Below are 18,309 nucleotides of genomic sequence, written 5' to 3' on the forward strand. Positions count from 1 at the left end.
ATTTTGTCTCGGGAATTTTGACCTTGATCGGGCTCGCGCCTAATTTCAGCCAGGGAGGGCTCAATGAGCAGGCAGGATGTGACATTGCACGACAAGTTCGATCTCGGCAAGACCGAGGTCCTTCTCAATGGCACACAGGCGCTTGTTCGACTGATGCTCATGCAGCGTGCGCGCGATCTTGCCGCGGGGCTCAACACGGCCGGGTTCGTGACCGGCTATCGCGGCTCCCCGCTTGGTGCCGTCGACATGCAGATGATGCGGGCAAAAGCCGATCTGGAGGCCTCGCACGTCGTGTTTCAGCCGGGTCTGAACGAGGATCTGGCCGCAACCGCCGTCTGGGGCACGCAACAGGCCGAGCTGCGCGGGCAGGGGCGCTATGACGGCGTCTTCGCGCTTTGGTATGGCAAGGGGCCCGGCGTGGACAGGTCGGGCGATGCCATCCGGCACGGCAATCTTGCCGGCACGTCGCCCAGGGGCGGCGTCGTCATGGCGCTGGGCGACGATCATACGGGCGAAAGCTCGACCACATGCCACCAGTCCGACTGGGCGATGGTCGATGCCTATGTTCCTGTTCTGAGCCCCGCAGGCGTGCAGGAGATTCTCGATTTCGGTCTATACGGCTTTGCAATGTCGCGTTTTGCGGGCATCTGGACCGGGCTCAAGCTGATGAAGGACACGGTCGAGGTGACAAGCGTGGTCGATGGCCGGCCGGACCGGATGTCTTTCGTCACGCCCGAATTCGACATGCCGCCCGGTGGTCTGAACATCCGGCGCAACGATCCATGGGCCGCACAAGAGGCGCGGCTCCTGAATCACAAGCGCTTTGCCTCCGAGGCCTTTGCCCATGCCAACGGGATCGACAGACGAGTTCACGGGCACGCCGGTGCCCGGATCGGGTTCGTGGCGGCGGGCAAGAACTGGCTCGACCTGACCCATGCGTTCGGCCTTTTGGGGATCGACGCGGATCGCGCCCGGGCGCTGGGCGTCACGACCTACAAGATCGGCCAGACCTTTCCGCTTGATGTGAAAGGGTTCCTCGATTGGGCAGAGGGGCTCGATCTGATCGTCGTGGTCGAGGAAAAACGCAAGCTGATCGAGGTTCAGATCAAGGAGGCGCTGTTCGATGATCCCAGAGGCCGGCGTGTGTTCGGCTGGCACAAGGGCGGAACGGGCGCCACGCGCGGGGAAGAACTGTTCCCCGTTCCGGGCGTGCTCGATCCCGTTCAGGTCGCCGTCAACATCGGCTCCATCCTGATCGACGAGGGGCGCGGCACCGACGAAATGGTTGCCCGTCTTGCGCGTCTGACCGAGATGCGCCGCGCCGACAACGCAACCGAGCTGGCCTCCCGCACCCCGTATTTCTGTGGTGGCTGCCCGCACAACACCTCGACCGTGGTGCCCGACGGCAGCCGCGCCTTTGCGGGCATCGGTTGCCATACGCTCGCGATCTTCATGGATCGCGGTGTCGAGGGCTATACCCAGATGGGCGCCGAAGGGGCCAGCTGGATGGGCGAGGCGCCGTTTTCCCACACGCCCCATGCCTTTCAGCAGATGGGGGACGGGACGTATAATCATTCCGGCGTCATGGCGATCCGCGCCGCCGTCGCCGCGGGCACCAACATCACCTTCAAGATCCTCTATAACGACGCCGTCGCTCTGACCGGCGGGCAGGGCAATGACGGCGATCTGCGCCCTGAACAGATCGCCCATGAACTCAAGGCGCTGGGGCTCGCGAAGATCGCGGTGGTCTATGACCCGAAAGAGGAGCCGGATCGCGCTGGCTTCCCCGATGGGATCGGATGGCACGACCGGTCTGATCTGGCCTTGGTGCAGAACGATCTGGCCCGGGTCGCGGGCGTGACGGCGATCCTCTACATCCAGACCTGCGCCGCAGAAAAACGCCGCCGGAGGAAGAAGGGCACGTTCCCGGACCCCGACAAGCGTGTCTTCATCAACCCCGATATCTGCGAGGGTTGCGGCGATTGCGGGGCGCAGTCGAACTGCGTTTCGATCGTGCCGCTCGAGACGGAATTGGGCCGCAAACGGGCGATAGACCAATCAAGCTGCAACAAGGATTTCTCCTGCCTCAAGGGGTTTTGCCCCTCCTTCGTCACCGTCGAGGGTGGCACGCCGCGCAAGGCCGCGACGGGCGGGATTGATCTGCCCGACATGCCCGAAGCCGAGATTGCACCGATCAATGGCACCCATAATATCGTGATCACCGGGATCGGCGGCACCGGCGTCGTCACCATCGGGGCGGTTATCGCCATGGCCGCCCATCTGGACGGCAAGGGCGCCGGCATGATGGAAATGGCGGGCCTGTCGCAAAAGGGCGGCGCGGTGCATATCCATTGCCGTCTGGGCGAACGACCCGGCGACATCTCGGCGATCCGGGTCGCCTCTGGGGAATGCGATACGCTCATTGGCGGTGACCTGGTGGTCAGCGCCGGGGCCAAGACGATCGGGCTGATGCGACACGGCGAGACGCAGGCCATCGTCAATGGTCATGTGGTGGTAACGGGCGCTTTCACCCAGGACCCGGAGTTCCGCATCCCCTCCGACAGGCTGGAGGTCGCTTTGCGCGCGCGGGTGGGCGACGGGCTGAGCCTTCTTGACGCGACGGCCCTTGCCCGCACCCATCTGGGCGACAGCATTTATTCGAACATGATCGTCTTTGGCGCGGCATGGCAAAGGGGCGCGGTCCCCGTAAGCCGCGACGCTGTCCGGGAGGCGATCCGTCTCAATGGCGCCTCGGTCGAGGCCAATCTCATGGCGTTCGAGATCGGCCGTTGGTCCGCGATTGACCCCGAGGCCTCGAAGGCAACATTAATAACGACTGATAAGACATTGACATTGCAGGGGAAGATTGATTTTCGCGCGACCCATCTGGAGGCCTATCAATCGCCCGCACTGGCCCGCCGATACCGCGAGACCGTTGGGCGGTTCACGGACCCGGCGATGCAGGCGGCGGTGGCCGAAGGCTATCACAAGGTGCTGGCCTACAAGGACGAATACGAGGTGGCCCGCCTGCTTGTGTCGTCGCGCGAACAGGCCCGAGAGGCCTTCGAGGGCGATCTGAAGCTGATCTACCACCTTGCCCCGCCGGTTCTGTCGAAAACGGGCCCGGATGGCCGCCCGGCCAAGCGCGCGTTCGGGCGATGGCTCGACCGGGCGCTGCCGATCCTGGCGGGGATGAAAAGGCTGCGGGGCACGCCGTTCGACCTGTTCGGCCGCACGGCCGAGCGTCGGATGGAGCGGGCGCTGATTGCGCAATACGAGGCCGATCTGGCAGCGCTTGCGCCCGATGAGGCGCGGGCCGCGGCCATTGCGCTGGCCCGGTTGCCCCTCGACATTCGTGGTTTCGGCCCGGTGAAACAGGCCAATGCCGCCAAGGCCGAGGCGCGACGGGCCGAATTGCTTGCCGCCTTGCAGGGCGATGCGTACCAGAGCGCGGCGGAATAGGTCACAAAGGCTTTACATATGGGCGATACGCCGAACCCCTGTTTCCTTGTGACCGAGGCCTCAACGCGATGACCTTTCGCCAGATCGCCCGCGATATCAGCTATGCCAGCAGCGCCGGATCGCGGGCCTCGCGCGTCTTGATCAGGACGCTGGAAAACGTCACCGGTCGCATCTCCCTGATCCGCAGGGCACGCGGATACGAGGATGAAGTCGCGGCGGGTGGCGATTTCTGGGAGGTGATCTGCAACCGGTATGGCATCACGATGGACATCCGGTCCGGGTCACTTGACGCGATCCCCCGGACAGGACCGGTCATCGTCGTGGCCAATCACCCCTACGGCATCCTCGACGGTTTGATGATGGGGCGCATGCTAAGCGCGCGTCGGGGCGGCGACTTTCGTATTCTCGCGCATCGTGTGTTCCGGAAATCCCCCGATCTGGAAAAGGTCATCCTGCCGATCAGTTTCGACGACACCAAGGAGGCCGCACGCCAGAACCTCGAAACAAGGGCCGAGGCGCTGAGATACCTCGGGCAGGGCGGCGCGATCGGGGTCTTTCCGGGCGGCACGGTCAGCACCTCGGCACGCGTGTTCGACCCGCCACTTGATCCGACATGGCGGAATTTCACGGCCAAGATGATCACCCGGTCCAATGCGACGGTGGTGCCCGTATTCTTCGAAGGCGCGAACAGCGGCCTGTTCCAGATCGCGAGCCGTGTGCATTACACATTGAGGCTCGGCATGTTGATCCGGGAATTCAAGACGCGGGTGAACCAGCCGGTGCGCATTCACGTGGGCCAGCCGGTCCTGCAGGAGCGTCTGGCGGAATTTCGGGCCGACCCGACAGCAATGATGGATTTCCTCCGGCGCGTGACGTATGAGCTTTCTCCAGACCCGGTGGAGACCGGGCGTATTGGCCACGAATTCGAGGCCAGATACAGAATGCGAAGGCAGGAGAGCAGCCATGGCGGTGGGCATATTCGACAGCGGGCTCGGCGGGCTGACCGTCCTTGATGCGATCACCAAGCGACTGCCCGATCTGCCGCTGGTCTATTTCGGCGACAACGCCAACACGCCCTATGGCGTGCGCACGGCCGGCAATATCTATGACCTGACGACCGCGGGGGTTCAGCGCCTGTTCGATGAAGGCTGCGATCTGGTGATCCTGGCCTGCAACACGGCCTCCGCCGCCGCGCTGCGCCGCATGCAGGAAGCCTGGGTTCCGCGCGACAAGCGGGTTCTGGGTGTGTTTGTGCCGCTGATCGAGGCGCTGACCGAACGGCAATGGGGCGACAATTCCCCGCCGCGCGAGGTGGGCGTGAGCCATGTGGCGCTGTTCGCCACGCCTGCGACGGTGTCGAGCCGGGCGTTCCAGCGCGAGCTTGCGTTCCGTGCCATCGGCGTCGATGTCGAGGCGCAGGCCTGCGCCGGCGTTGTCGATGCCATCGAGGAAGGCGACATGATCCTTGCCGAGGCGCTGGTGCGCAGCCATGTCGAGGCGCTCAAGCGCAAGATGCCCGAACCCGATGCCGCCGTTCTGGGCTGCACGCACTATCCGCTTGTCGAAGAGACGTTTCAGGAGGCCCTTGGCACCGAGGTTCGTGTGCTGAGCCAGCCCAGACTGGTGGCCGACAGCCTTGCCGATTACCTTGCGCGGCGCCCCGAGATGGTGGGCACGGGCACGGAGAGCAAGTTCCTGACATCGGGCAAACCGCGGGCCGTTTCGGACAAGGCCACACAGTTCCTGCGACGACAGATTGCCTTCGACGCCGCATGATGCGGCAATGGCGCAATTGAACCGGCGCCGCTTTCTGACTATTTCCCTCTGAGAAAGAGAGAACCATGACCCATTCCGTCGCCATCCTTGGCGCCTCGGGCTATACCGGGGCCGAGCTTGTCCGCATCATCGCGACCCATCCGGGTCTGTCGATCGCCGCGCTGTCGGCAGAGCGCAAGGCTGGCATGGCGATGGCCGACGTGTTTCCGCATCTGCGCCACCTTGATCTGCCCGGGCTGGTCACCGTGGACGAGATCGATTTTTCCGGCATCGAACTGGTGTTCTGCGCGCTGCCCCATGGGCTGAGCCAGGCGCTGGTGCGGGATCTGCCGCGCAGCGTGAAGGTCGTCGACCTCGGCGCCGATTTCCGCCTGCGCGATCCGGCGGCCTATGAATTCTGGTATGGCGCACCGCATGCGGCGGTCGATCTGCAGAAAGAGGCGGTCTACGGGCTGACCGAATTCTACCGTGACGACATTCGCGGCGCGCGGCTCGTGGCCGGGACGGGCTGCAACGCAGCCACCGTGCAATACGCGATCCGGCCGCTGATCGAGGCGGGTGTCATCGATCTCGACACGATCATCTGCGATCTGAAGAACGGGATTTCCGGGGCAGGGCGCGCGCTAAAGGAAAACATGCTCTTTACCGAGCGGTCCTCGGACGTGGTCGGCTATTCGCAAGGCGGCAAGCACCGCCACCTGGGCGAATTCGATCAGGAATTCTCGGCCCTTGCCGGCCGCGACGTTCGAATCGTCTTTACCCCCCACCTCGTGCCGCAATCGCGGGGCATCCTTGCCACCTGCTATGTGCAGGGCGATCCTTCGGCGATCCACGCCGCGCTCGAGGCGCGCTATGCAGACGAGCGTTTCATCGTGACGCTGCCCTTCGGCACTGCGCCGGGCACGGGCCATGTGCAGGGATCGAACTATTGCCACATCGGTGTGATCGGCGACCGGATTCCCGGCCGGGCGATCGTCGTTGTGGCGCTCGACAATCTCAACAAGGGGTCGTCTGGTCAGGCGATCCAGAACGCGAACCTGATGCTTGGCCTCGATGAGGATGCCGGGCTCGGGCTTGCCCCCGTTTTCCCATGAGGTGAACAGATGGCTGGAATGAAGGGATTGAAGAAACAACGCCGCGTGCAGGTCATCGTGATCGGCTTCGTGGCGCTTGCGGTATCGACGGCGCTGATCGGATATGCGCTGCGCGACGGGATCAGTTTCTTCCTGTCTCCAAGCCAGATCGCGGCCGAAACCCCTGAAGAGACCGAGGTCTTTCGTCTGGGCGGGCTGGTGGCCGATGGCTCGATCCGGCCGGATGAAGGTGTGAAGTTCTTCTTTGAAATCACCGATGGCGGGGCAACCGTTCCGGTTCATTATGTGGGCAACGACGTGCCGCCCGACCTGTTCGAGGAAGGGCAGGGCACGGTCGCGACAGGCCGTCTGGTCGACGGGGTTTTCCTCGCGACCGAAGTGCTGGCCAAGCATGACGAGACCTATATGCCCGCCGAGGTGATCGACGCGCTCAAGGAGCAGGGCGTCTATGTGGAACCCGATCCGTCGGACGGTCCCGCAGTCATCAATTAACCAAACCATCCCAGCTTCTGCCCTTCGACACATGTTTGGGGGCAGAAGCAATGAAATCCGTCAGAGAAATCGCCGAGGGCATCGTCGCCCGTGAAGGCGGCTATGTGAACGATCCCGACGATCCCGGCGGGGCCACGAATTTCGGGGTGACCATTCATACGATGCGCAGGCTGGGGCTCGACCTCGACCGGGACGGCACGGTGACAGCGGCCGATGTGCGCGCGCTGACGCGGGGGCAGGCCGTCGATATTTTCGTCGAACATTATTTCGACCGGCCGCGCATTGCCGAACTGCCCGAGACGATCCGGCCCTCGGTCTTTGACATGTATGTGAATGCCGGGTCGAACGCGGTGCGTATCCTGCAACAGCTGCTGCGCGACATGCGGATCGAGGTGACCGTCGACGGGATCATCGGCCCGCAGACCATCGCGGCCAGTCAGCGCGCCTATGAGGCCGCGCCCGAACACCTTGCCGATGCCTATGGCATCGCGCGGCGGAATTACTACTACCGTCTTGCCGACCGGCGCCCGTCGAGCCGCAAATACGCCCGCAGGAACGATGGCGGGAAAGGCGGCTGGATCGTCCGGGCCGAGGAATTCATCTCGCCCCGCTATCACCTGACCGACGTGCAACATCGCGACCGGGTGGCATCATGGGGCTGATTACCGATATCGCGACGTTCCTGTTCGGCTCGGGCCGCAACGTGGTGGCCGAGACGGCCGAGGTGTTCCGGGTGAACGCCGATGCCTCGGATGCGCGCGGCGCGCAGATGCGCGCCGCCGCCATGCAGCAGTTCTCGACCGAATTCTCATCGCCTCGTGCCGGACTTTTCGACAGGTTGATCAATGGGTTGAACCGGTTGCCCCGGCCGCTCATGGCCTTTGGCACGATCGGTCTGATGGTCTCTGCCATGACGAACCCGGTCTGGTTCGCCGAACGCATGGTGGGCATCGCGCTGGTGCCAGAGCCGCTGTGGTGGCTGATGGGCGCGATCGTGAGCTTTTATTTCGGGGCGCGCTATCAGGTGCAGGGCCAGCGGTTCCAGCGTTCCATCGCCGAGACGATGGCGCGGGTTCCGCAGGTGTCGGCCGATCTCGATATGCTGGCCGGAATGCCGCGCGCGCCCGGGGCGCCACAGGTTGCCGACACGGGCAGCGATGCCCGCGAAACAGGCACCGTCACCGCGCCCGCCGACAATGCCGCGCTTGCCGAATGGATGCGCACACGGACGTGACACTTTGGCCGCCCGACGTGGATTGGCGAGGGCGGGCGGCTGATCTATACTCCATCTCATGATCACAGAGCTTGGACATTTCACCCTCATTCTCGCCTTCGCGATCGCGATCCTTCAGACGATCGTTCCGCTGGTAGGCGCACACAAGGGTTGGCGGGGATGGATGGAATTCGCCTCGCCTGCCGCCTCTTCCCAGTTCATCCTTCTGGCGTTTGCCTTTGGCGCGTTGACCTGGGCGTTCGTGACCTCGGATTTCTCGCTGAGGCTCGTCTACCTCAACTCCCACAGTGACAAGCCGATGATCTACAAGATCACCGGGGTCTGGGGGAATCACGAGGGCTCGATGCTTCTGTGGGTGCTGATCCTCGCCCTGTTCGGCGCCTCTGCGGCGTGGTTCGGTGGCAACCTGCCGCCCAGCCTGCGGGCCCGCGTTCTGGCCGTGCAGGGCTCGGTCGGCGTCGCGTTCATGGCCTTTCTTATCTTTACGTCGAATCCCTTCCTGCGGCTCGAAGTTCCGCCGATGAACGGGCAGGACCTGAATCCGCTTCTGCAGGACCCGGGCCTCGCCTTCCATCCGCCGTTCCTCTACCTCGGCTATGTCGGGCTTTCGATGTCGTTTTCGTTCGCCATCGCGGCCCTAATCGAAGGCCGCGTCGACGCGGCGTGGGGCCGCTGGGTGCGCCCCTGGACGCTGGCGGCCTGGCTGTTTCTGACGATCGGCATCGCGCTGGGCTCCTGGTGGGCCTATTACGAGCTGGGCTGGGGCGGCTTCTGGTTCTGGGACCCGGTCGAGAACGCCTCGTTCATGCCATGGCTTCTTGCAGCCGCGTTGTTGCATTCCGCCATCGTGGTGGAAAAGCGCGAGGCATTGAAAAGCTGGACGATCCTTCTGGCCATCCTTGCCTTCGGCTTTTCGCTTCTGGGCGCGTTCATCGTGCGGTCGGGCGTGCTGACTTCGGTTCACGCCTTCGCCAACGATCCGGCGCGCGGCGTCTACCTTCTGGCGATCACGGGTGTCTTCGTGGGCGGTGGTCTGACGCTCTTTTCAATCCGCGCAAGCGAGATGGAAGCCAAGGGCGTCTTTTCCACGATCAGCCGGGAATCGGCGCTGGTCTTCAACAACGTGCTTCTGGCGGTGTCGGCCTTCGTCGTCTTCGTGGGGACCATCTGGCCCCTCTTCGCCGAGATGGTCTTTGGCCGCACGCTCAGCGTAGGTCCCCCGTTCTTCGACGCGGCTTTCACGCCGTTCTTCATCGGGCTGGCGATCATTCTGCCGCCGGGCGCGATGCTGGCGTGGAAACGCGGCAGCCTGAGCAAGGCTATCCGACCATTGATCCCGGTCGCGATCCTCGCGGTCGCGGTGGGGGCGCTGGCCTTCGCGCTGCAGACGGGACGGTCCGCGCTGGGGCCGATCGGCATGGTTCTTGGCGTTTGGGTGATCGGTGGCGCCGTAATCGACCTGTGGACCCGCACCGGCCGGGAGAGCATCGGGGCACGGCTGGCGCGCCTGACCCGTCTGCCACGGGCGGATTGGGGCAAGGCCACCGCCCATATAGGCCTTGGCGTGACGATCATCGGCGTGGCGGGCATCACCGCATGGCAGGTTGAGGATATCCGCGTGGCCCAGATCGGCGACAGGTTCCCGGTCGGCGGCTACGAGATGGAACTGCGTGACGTTGTCCAGACCGAGGGGCCCAACTACTTGACCACGATCGCCAAGATCGCCGTCTGGCGCGGGGACCGCGAGATCGCGGTCCTCGATCCCGAAAAGCGGTTCTATCCGGTGGCGGGCATGCCCACCACCGAAGCCGCGATCCGGAACGGGTTCCTGCGTGACGTCTATGTGGTGATCGGCGATCCGCAGGCCAATGGCGGCTATGCGGTGCGCAGCCATATCAAACCATTCGCCAACTGGATCTGGGGTGGCTCGATCCTCATGGCTTTGGGCGGTGCGGTGTCGCTGACAGACCGGCGCCTGCGCATCGCCGCCGGCGCGCGCAGAACCAGTGCCAAGGCGGTGCCCGCGGAATGAAAAAGCTCCTGCTGCTTCTTCTGCTGCTTGCGGCACCGGCCTTTGCCGTTCAGCCCGACGAGGTGCTGGATGACCCGGTGCTGGAAGAGCGGGCCCGTGATATCAGCGCGGGCCTGCGCTGCCCCGTCTGCCGCAACGAGAGCATCGACGATTCCAACGCCCCGATCTCGCGCGAATTGCGGCTCATGGTGCGTGAAAGGCTGGTCGAAGGCGACACCGATCAGGAGGTCGTCGACTTCGTTGTCGCCCGCTATGGGGAATACGTGCTTCTGCGCCCTGACACGCGGGGCTGGAACATGCTCCTGTGGCTGTCTGCGCCGATCCTGCTGATCCTCGGGCTGGCGATTGCTCTTGTGACTGTGCGCAGGCGTAACGCGGCCCGCCCGGCCGAAATGCTGAGCGCCGAAGAACAGGCCCGGCTCGACGAATTGCTGAAAGAATGACGGACAATTGTCCGTGCCGCGGACTTTGACGCAGGATCACGCTTTCCATTGTGGCCCCGGTGACTAAGTTGCCCGTCAGCATATAGAAGGACGGGTCCATGGACTATCAGGCGATCAAGCTCGACATCGCGGACGACATTGCAACGATCACCCTGTCGCGGCCAGAGGTCATGAACGCGCTCAACACGCAGATGCGCGCGGAGATCACCCACGCCGTCAAGGCCTGCGAAACAGAGGCGCGTGTCGTCGTCATGACGGGGGAGGGCCGGGCATTCTGTTCGGGGCAGGATCTGGGCGACGGCGGCAATGCCGCCAATATCGATCTCGAGCGGACATTGCGTGACGAATACATTCCCATGCTGCGCGTGATCATGGGGTGCAGCCTGCCGACGATCGCCGCTGTCAACGGTCCGGCGGCAGGGGCGGGGGCGAACCTCGCGCTTGCCGCCGACGTGGTGATCGCGTCCGAGGATGCCTATTTCGTTCAGGCCTTCACCCGGATCGGCCTGATCCCCGATGCCGGTGGCACCTATTGGCTGCCCCGTCAGGTGGGCACGGCCCGAGCCATGGGGGCGGCCCTGTTCGCCGACAAGATCACGGCGCGGCAGGCGGCCGATTGGGGCATGATCTACGAGGCCATCGAGGCAGGGGCCTTTCCTTCGCATTGGCGGGCACGGGCCCTGCATCTGGCAAAGGGTCCGACGGTGGCCTACCGGCACCTCAAGCACGCCATCCGCGAAAGCTATGACAATGACCTTGAGACCCAGCTTCTTCTGGAAGCGCAGCTTCAGGGCAAGTGCGGCCAGACGCGCGATTTTCAGGAGGGGGTCGTCGCCTTTCTTGAGAAGAGAACAGCCCATTACGAGGGCCGGTAACTCGACTCGCGGGCTGTGTTCGGACAGATATCGATCAGTCGTCTTTCCTGAGATTGTCTGAGATCACGTAGCAGCAAGACAGCCCGAAGCTGAGTTACGGCCTGAATATGGTGGAATCATTCCGCCAACCTCGCGTCTGACACCACTTTGAGATGGTCTGGTCAGTCACATGTGGGGTTTCCGATGTCATGAAATGGTCCGGTTGCATCCGTTGTTCCTGGATGCGAGCCGAAGGTCATTCTCGACATCTTCGGGAATGCCAACAACGGGTCCAGCGTCGTTATCATCACGCAACCCGAGCGCTCTGACCCCGTCGATGTCGGTTGCATCTTCTTCGATCTGACGAGGGGCTCGGCGGTCCAGACGCTCGAGGTGTTTCCCTTCGTCGACACCGCTCAGGTCACGGGGTTCTCGATATCGAGACTTACTACAGCTACGTCCAGGCCTGTGACGCCGACTGGAATTTCCTGGGCTACCAGCAGATCCCCTATACAGGTGACAATGGCGCGGCCGAGGTCGAGCTGACCTTCGAAACCGCACTTGCCTCCATGTCGACCTGTGCGGATCGGGAGCGATCGACGATCTATGCTTCACCCCGCCGGGCGGCGAGTGGCAGTCCTTCTTGATCCCGGTTCTGCAGAGCCGCAGATCCTGCTTGAAGAGGACTTCGACGACATCCGCGACCCCGGCGACAGCAGCGCCATCGACAGCGACGCGGGTTGGGACATGGAACATGACCAGCTGGTGACCGAGGGTTGGAACTCGACCAGCTGTCAACCGATCAACCCGTTGAATTCACCTTCGATATCGCCGCAAAAAACGCCGACAATTTCGAGGAATCGGGCCATGACGCGGATACGTCCCGCGTCGAGGTCGATGTCGACGGGGAGGGCGGTGTTCTCGCGGACGTGGATCACAATGTGCAGGTCCGCTTCGACAGGGACATCAATGCGTCGAACAAAGAGCGGATCATCGACAATGTATCGGTCACGACAGATCCGAACAGCGCGATCCCGATGTCGATGAAGGCGAGCTTTATGGCGCGAATGAGGACGATCTGTCCGAACACAGCCCGAACACAGCATCTGCTGATCGCGACCCGACAAAACAACAACGCCCCCGGGGATTCGGTCCCGGGGGCGTTCGTGTCGGGCAAGACCCCGAAGGATTACCGATTCTCGATATCCACGTAGTCGCGATGGGTCTCGCCAAGATACAGCTGCCGCGGGCGGCCTATCTTCATCTGCGGATCGCCCAGCTGTTCCTTCCACTGCGAAATCCAGCCCACCGTCCGGCTCAGTGCAAAGATCGGCGTGAACATCGAGGTGGGGAAGCCCATCGCCTCGAGGATGATGCCCGAATAGAAATCGACGTTCGGGAACAGCTTCTTGTCCGCGAAGTAGGGATCGTCGAGCGCCTGCTTTTCCAGTTCCTTGGCGACCTGCAGGACAGGATTGTTCTCGATCCCCATGAGATCGAGCACCTCATCCGCCGATTGCTTCATCACCTTGGCGCGGGGATCGAAATTCTTGTAGACCCGGTGGCCAAAGCCCATCAGGCGGAACGGATCGTTCTTGTCCTTGGCGCGGGCGATGTATTCGGGGATGCGGTCGACGCTCCCGATTTCCTGAAGCATCTCGAGGCAGGCCTGATTGGCGCCGCCATGTGCCGGGCCCCAGAGGCAGGCGATGCCGGCCGCGATGCAGGCAAAGGGGTTTGCGCCCGAAGACGAGGCCAGACGCACTGTCGAGGTCGAGGCGTTCTGTTCGTGGTCTGCATGCAGCGTGAAGATACGGTCCATCGCGCGGCTGAGGATCGGGTCGACCTCATATTCCTCAGCCGGAACCGCAAAGCACATCCGCAGGAAGTTGGACGCATAGTCCAGATCGTTGCGTGGATACACGAAGGGCTGGCCCACGTGATATTTATAGGCCCATGCGGCGATGGTCGGCATCTTGGCGATCAGCCGGATCGAGGCCACCTCGCGCTGCCATTCGTCGTTGATATCGGTCGAATCGTGATAGAAGGCCGACATCGCCCCCACCACGCCGACCATGACGGCCATCGGATGCGCGTCACGGCGGAAGCCGCGGAAGAAGTTCTGCATCTGCTCGTGAAGCATCGTGTGCTTGGTCACGCGCTCTTCGAAATCCTCAAGTTCCGCAGCCGAAGGCAATTCGCCGTAAAGCAGAAGGTAACAGACTTCGAGGTAATGGGATTTACCGGCCAGCTGGTCGATCGGATAGCCCCGGTGCAACAGCTCGCCCTTGCCGCCATCGATGAAGGTGATCGTGGAATCGCAGGAGGCGGTGGAGGTAAAGCCCGGATCATAGGTGAACAGGCCCGCTTCGGCATAGAGTTTGCGGATATCGATGACGTCCGGCCCAGCGGTCGGCGAATAGATCGGCAGCTCGTGGGACACCCCGTCGATGGTCAGCGTCGCGGTGCGTTTGGTCTCAGCCATATGAATTCCCTTCTGAGAGGCCGCGGGACTGGCCCGTGGCGCCTGTTTCGTCTTTCCGGGGTTAACGCCCCGTTACTACGAAACCATGTCAGCCCGCCGCATCCTTCAGCCGGGCAAGGGTTTCGTCCCTGCCAAGGACCAGCATCATGTCGAATACACTTGGAGATACGCTACGCCCGGCAAGTGCGGCCCGCAATGGCCCCGCCATCTTGCCCAGACCCAGATCGTGAGCCGCGCCCACGCCTGTCACGACGGTCTCCAAACTGTCTCGCGACCAGCTAGCATTTTGCAACTGCGGCGTCAATTCGTTCAGTATACCACGGAATACATCTGTCAGTTGCGCCTCGGATTTCTCATCCGGGGAGAGCGGTCTTTGCGCAAGGATAAAGTGCGCTTTTTCAAGGAGTTCAGGGAGGGTCTTCGCGCGATCTTTCAGGCAATAGAGACTGCGTAACAGGCCGTCGCGTTGCTCCGCCGTCAGGGCAGGATCGCCGATTGCCTCGCGGAATGCCTCAATTTCTTGCAGCAGTGCAGCATCTTCCGCCGCGGCGATATGCTGGCCACAGATATTGGCCAGCTTCTTGAAGTCGAAGCGCGCGGGCGATTTGCCGATCCCGCCCAGGTCGAACCAGTCGCGTGCCTGCGCATCGGTAAAGAATTCGTCGTCGCCATGGCTCCAGCCCAGCCGCGCGAGGTAATTGCGCATGCCCGCCGCCGGATAGCCCATCTGTTGGTATTCCGCGGCCCCCGTCGCACCGTGACGTTTCGACAGTTTCTTGCCGTCGGGGCCGAAGATCAGGGGGATATGCGCCATGACGGGGATTTCCCAGCCCATGGCATCATAGATCATCGACTGGCGGAACGCGTTGGTCAGATGATCGTCGCCGCGGATCACATGGGTGACGCCCATGTCGTGATCGTCCACCACCACGGCCAGCATGTAGACCGGGCTTCCGTCCGAGCGCAGAAGAACCATGTCGTCCAGCTGGTCGTTGCCGCGCGTGACCGGCCCCTGAACCGCGTCGTCGATGGTCGTCGCGCCCTCGCGTGGGGCCTTGATCCTGACCACGAAGGGCGCATCGGGATGATCGGCCTCGGGCACGTCACGCCAGGGCGACTGGAAAAGGGTCGAGCGGCCTTCTGCGCGGGCCGCCTCGCGGAAGGCCTCGATCTCCTCCGGCGTTGCAAAGCACTTGTAGGCCGCACCGCGGGCCAGCATGTCATGTGCCACCTGGGCGTGCCGTTCGGCGCGGGCGGCCTGGCTGATCGGCTCCCCGTCCCAGTCGAGGCCCAGCCAAGTCAGCCCGTCAAGGATCGCCTGCCGGTTCTCGGGGGTGGATCGGGCCTTGTCGGTATCCTCGATCCTGAGCAGGAATTTCCCGCCGCGCCCGCGCGCATAGAGCCAGTTGAACAGTGCCGTGCGGGCACCGCCGATATGAAGCGCACCCGTGGGCGAGGGGGCGAACCGGGTGACCACGGGGCGTGAGGGGGCAGAGCTGCTCTCGGTCATCTGGGATTAACCTTTCGTTCACCATGGGGCGCCTAGGTTTATTCCGGCGCGCGCCCGCAGGGCATACTTTTTGAAAGGTCCAAGGACAAGTGCGGCCCGGATACCAGCTTTCTCAATCCCTGCTGCGGCAGCGCGGTCACCTGTTCGGTTGGGTTCCGGTGACGATCGGGGCGGGCATCGGGCTTTACTTCTCGGCCCGGATCGAGCCCGACTGGCTCGACCTTCTGGCGCTGACGGTCCTCATGGGCCTGTCCATCGCGCTTGTCCGGCCTCTGGGTTCGGCCTTGGGGCCGCTGGCGCTGGGGCTTGCCTTGATCCTTGCGGGCTATGGCATGGCGGCGATGCGGGCCCAGCAGGTCGCGGCCCCTGTTCTGGGGTTTCGCTATTATGGCGCGATCGAGGGCCGGATCGTGGCGATCGACCGCTCCTCTTCGGATGCGTTGCGGTTGACGCTCGATCAGGTGCGGCTTGAGCGGGTGGCGCCCGGGGCGCGGCCCGAACGGGTCCGCATCTCGCTTTACGGCGCGCAGGACTGGCTCGATCCTGTGCCGGGGCTGCGCGTGATGACGACGGGGCATCTGTCCCCCCCCAACGGACCTGCCGAACCGGGTGATTTCGATTTCCGCCGCAAGGCGTGGTTCGACCGGATCGGGGCGGTGGGCTATACGCGCAATCCCGTGCTCGTTGCGGCTCCTGCCAGCGACGGGCAGAAGGGGCTCGCCGTCGATCGGCTTCGTACACATCTGGCAACCGCCGTGCGCGCGCGGATCCCCGGTGATGCGGGGGGCTATGCGGCCGCCGTGATGACGGGGGACCGCTCGGGGTTGAGCGAGGCCGCGAACGAGGCGATGCGCGCCTCCAATCTCTATCACCTCGTCTCGATCTCGGGGATGCACATGGGCATGCTCGCGGCCTTTGTCTTTGCGCTGGTGCAGGGGATCGTTGCGGCGATCCCGCCGCTGGCCCTGCGGGTGCCGGCTAAGAAGGTCGCGGCCCTCGTCGCCCTGCCGGTCGCGGCTTTCTATCTTGCGCTTGCGGGCCGCGACATTCCGACGGAGAGGGCCTTTGTCACGGTCGCGGTCATGCTGGGCGCGGTCCTGATGGACAGGCAGGCGCTGACCTTGCGCTCCGTTGCCATCGCGGCGCTGATCGTGATGGTTCTGCGGCCCGAAAGCCTCGTCAATCCGGGGTTCCAGATGTCCTTTGCGGCGGTGATCGCGCTTGTTTTCGCCTGGAGCCTGCTGCCCGCGCCGGATCGCGATGTCCCGATCTGGCGGCGGCTGGCCCTGCCGGTGCTGGCGCTGGTCTTTTCATCGCTTGTCGCGGGATCGGCCACCGCGCCCTATGCGGCAGCGCATTTCAACCGGATCGCGCATTACGGCGTGCTTGCCAACCTGCTGGCGGTGCCGGCCATGGGCATCTTCGTGATGCCCGGCGGCGTCATCCTTGCCGTTCTTGGGCCGCTGGGACTTGAACAGCCGGCGCTCTGGATGATCGAGGGCGGGTCGAGGTGGATCCTCTTCGTGGCGGATCGCATCGCGGCGCTTGACGGGGCCATGTCGGCGGTGCCCCGGCCGCCGCCGCTCGTTCTTCCGATGATCACGCTGGGCGGGCTTTGGCTCGTGCTCTGGCAGGGGCGGGGCAAGGTTCTGGCGGCCCTGCCGGCCGCACTCGTGGTGGTTCTCTGGGCCGGTGTCGAACGGCCTGCGGTTCTGGTGGCGCAAAGCGGTGGACTTGTGGGTATCCTGACAGAAGAGGGGCGGCTCCTGTCCCGGCCCCGCGGCGACGGTTTCACGGCCGGTGTCTGGCTGGAAAATGACGGGCAGCTGATCTCTCAGGAGCGGGCCGCCCAAGAGGCCGAGACGGCGTGGTCCGGCCGGATCGCGCGGTTCGACGTCGAGGGCACCCGGATCGTGCAGGTACGCGGCAAGACCGCGCTCGAGGCGCTGGACGGCTGCGGAGGCGCAGAGATCCTTGTCACGAACGTGGCATTGGACGGACCGCGCCCCTGCGACGCCTATGATCCCATCCGGCTGCGCGATACCGGATCACTCGCCCTTTATCCCTCGGACGATGGCGGGCTCAGGATTCTGACGGTCAGGGATATCTCGGGCGACCGCCTTTGGCACCCGGATGCCGGTCAGGCGCCCGGCCTCCTGCGCGCGATGATGAACCGCCCGGACCGGACCGATGATCCGATCCGGCAGGCCAGCGCCGGCATTCAGTAGGTGCGGATCAATCCTACCAACCGGCCCTGAACCCGAACCTGATCATCGCGGTAAAGACGTGTCTCATAGGCCGGGTTCGCCGCCTCGAGCGCGATCATGCCGTTTTGCCGGCGAAACCGCTTGAGCGTCGCTTCCTGTTCCTCGACGAGGGCCACGACGATATCGCCGGTCTCCGCCGTCTCGCATTCGCGGATCACGACCACGTCGCCGTCGTTGATCCCGGCCTCGATCATCGAATCGCCCCGCACTTCAAGCGCGTAATGCTCGCCCGTGCCGACCATGCTTTGTGGCACGGCCACGTTGTGCGAGACCTCGGAGATCGCCGCGATCGGAACACCGGCTGCAATCCGGCCCATCATGGGCAACTCGATCGCACCGGACAATTCGATCTGCTGGGCGGCCCGCGGCCGGGCCGGGGCAGGATCGGGGCGTGTGCCGGGGATCACCCGGGGCTCGAACCCGCCGGGTCGGTCCATCATGCTGTCAGGAAGCTTCACGATTTCGAGCGCGCGAGCCCGATGCGCCAGACGCCGGATGAACCCCCGCTCTTCCAGAGCGGTGATCAGCCGGTGGATGCCGGATTTCGACCTAAGATCCAGCGCTTCCTTCATCTCGTCGAACGAGGGCGGCACACCATCCCGCTGTACCCGCTTGTGGATGAATTCCAACAGATCGAGTTGTTTCTTGGTCAGCATATCA

General features: G+C 63.9%; 15 protein-coding genes. 12 read left to right on the top strand and 3 right to left on the bottom strand.

Annotated elements, in window-relative coordinates:
* The first annotated feature begins 63 nt into the window (after positions 1 to 63).
* The 11 genes from EP376_RS02905 (at position 64) to EP376_RS02955 (ending at position 12,601) form a co-directional block, all read left to right on the top strand.
* Positions 64 to 3,462, top strand: a complete 3,399-nt coding sequence (locus EP376_RS02905) for an indolepyruvate ferredoxin oxidoreductase family protein (RefSeq protein ID WP_127654028.1) — start codon at positions 64 to 66, stop codon at positions 3,460 to 3,462.
* A gap of 68 nt (positions 3,463 to 3,530) precedes the next feature.
* The gene (locus tag EP376_RS02910) at positions 3,531 to 4,475 is read left to right on the top strand and encodes a lysophospholipid acyltransferase family protein (protein WP_127654029.1); all 945 of its coding nucleotides are present in this window, start codon (positions 3,531 to 3,533) and stop codon (positions 4,473 to 4,475) included.
* The gene (gene murI / locus EP376_RS02915; RefSeq protein ID WP_127654030.1) at positions 4,426 to 5,238 is read left to right on the top strand and encodes a glutamate racemase; all 813 of its coding nucleotides are present in this window, start codon (positions 4,426 to 4,428) and stop codon (positions 5,236 to 5,238) included. The genes EP376_RS02910 and murI overlap by 50 nt, the downstream gene beginning before the upstream one ends.
* Before the next feature lie 65 nt (positions 5,239 to 5,303).
* The gene (argC, locus tag EP376_RS02920) at positions 5,304 to 6,332 is read left to right on the top strand and encodes an N-acetyl-gamma-glutamyl-phosphate reductase (RefSeq protein WP_127654031.1); all 1,029 of its coding nucleotides are present in this window, start codon (positions 5,304 to 5,306) and stop codon (positions 6,330 to 6,332) included.
* Between the two features lie 18 nt (positions 6,333 to 6,350).
* The gene (gene ccmE / locus EP376_RS02925; RefSeq protein ID WP_127654707.1) at positions 6,351 to 6,824 is read left to right on the top strand and encodes a cytochrome c maturation protein CcmE; all 474 of its coding nucleotides are present in this window, start codon (positions 6,351 to 6,353) and stop codon (positions 6,822 to 6,824) included.
* 50 nt (positions 6,825 to 6,874) lie between these two features.
* On the top strand, positions 6,875 to 7,486 hold the full coding sequence (locus EP376_RS02930) for a holin-associated N-acetylmuramidase (protein WP_127654032.1): 612 nt from the start codon (positions 6,875 to 6,877) through the stop codon (positions 7,484 to 7,486).
* Positions 7,477 to 8,058 carry a holin family protein gene (locus tag EP376_RS02935; RefSeq protein WP_203330888.1) on the top strand — a complete coding sequence of 194 codons (582 nt, stop codon included), beginning with the start codon at positions 7,477 to 7,479 and terminating at the stop codon, positions 8,056 to 8,058. Before EP376_RS02930 ends, EP376_RS02935 begins: the two co-directional genes overlap by 10 nt.
* Positions 8,059 to 8,116: 58 nt before the next feature.
* Positions 8,117 to 10,090 carry a heme lyase CcmF/NrfE family subunit gene (locus EP376_RS02940; protein WP_127654033.1) on the top strand — a complete coding sequence of 658 codons (1,974 nt, stop codon included), beginning with the start codon at positions 8,117 to 8,119 and terminating at the stop codon, positions 10,088 to 10,090.
* Entirely contained in the window at positions 10,087 to 10,533 is a 447-nt protein-coding gene (locus EP376_RS02945) for a cytochrome c-type biogenesis protein (protein WP_127654034.1), read from the top strand. The genes EP376_RS02940 and EP376_RS02945 overlap by 4 nt, the downstream gene beginning before the upstream one ends.
* Before the next feature lie 98 nt (positions 10,534 to 10,631).
* Complete coding sequence (locus EP376_RS02950; RefSeq protein ID WP_127654035.1) at positions 10,632 to 11,408, top strand: enoyl-CoA hydratase-related protein; 777 nt, start codon at positions 10,632 to 10,634, stop codon at positions 11,406 to 11,408.
* A gap of 755 nt (positions 11,409 to 12,163) precedes the next feature.
* A complete protein-coding gene (locus EP376_RS02955; protein ID WP_127654036.1) occupies positions 12,164 to 12,601 on the top strand; it encodes a hypothetical protein in 438 nt (145 codons plus the stop codon).
* Here the strand turns inward: EP376_RS02955 and gltA are convergent.
* Both gltA and gltX read right to left on the bottom strand, forming a co-directional pair.
* Positions 12,577 to 13,872, bottom strand: a complete 1,296-nt coding sequence (gltA, locus tag EP376_RS02960; RefSeq protein WP_127654037.1) for a citrate synthase — start codon at positions 13,870 to 13,872, stop codon at positions 12,577 to 12,579. The two genes, EP376_RS02955 and gltA, sit on opposite strands and share 25 nt — an antisense overlap.
* Before the next feature lie 88 nt (positions 13,873 to 13,960).
* A complete protein-coding gene (gene gltX, locus EP376_RS02965) occupies positions 13,961 to 15,382 on the bottom strand; it encodes a glutamate--tRNA ligase (protein ID WP_127654038.1) in 1,422 nt (473 codons plus the stop codon).
* An 89-nt stretch (positions 15,383 to 15,471) separates the two neighbouring features.
* Here gltX and EP376_RS02970 point away from each other — a divergent pair, with 89 nt between their 5' ends.
* Positions 15,472 to 17,610, top strand: coding sequence for a ComEC/Rec2 family competence protein (locus EP376_RS02970; protein ID WP_127654039.1), 2,139 nt, complete (start codon positions 15,472 to 15,474; stop codon positions 17,608 to 17,610).
* On the opposite strand, the gene lexA is transcribed toward EP376_RS02970, so the two are convergent.
* Positions 17,604 to 18,305, bottom strand: coding sequence for a transcriptional repressor LexA (gene lexA / locus EP376_RS02975; protein ID WP_127654040.1), 702 nt, complete (start codon positions 18,303 to 18,305; stop codon positions 17,604 to 17,606). The two genes, EP376_RS02970 and lexA, sit on opposite strands and share 7 nt — an antisense overlap.
* Positions 18,306 to 18,309: the final 4 nt, after the last annotated feature.

This window comes from Alexandriicola marinus, assembly GCF_004000435.1.
GTDB classification, from domain to species: Bacteria; Pseudomonadota; Alphaproteobacteria; order Rhodobacterales; family Rhodobacteraceae; genus Alexandriicola; species Alexandriicola marinus.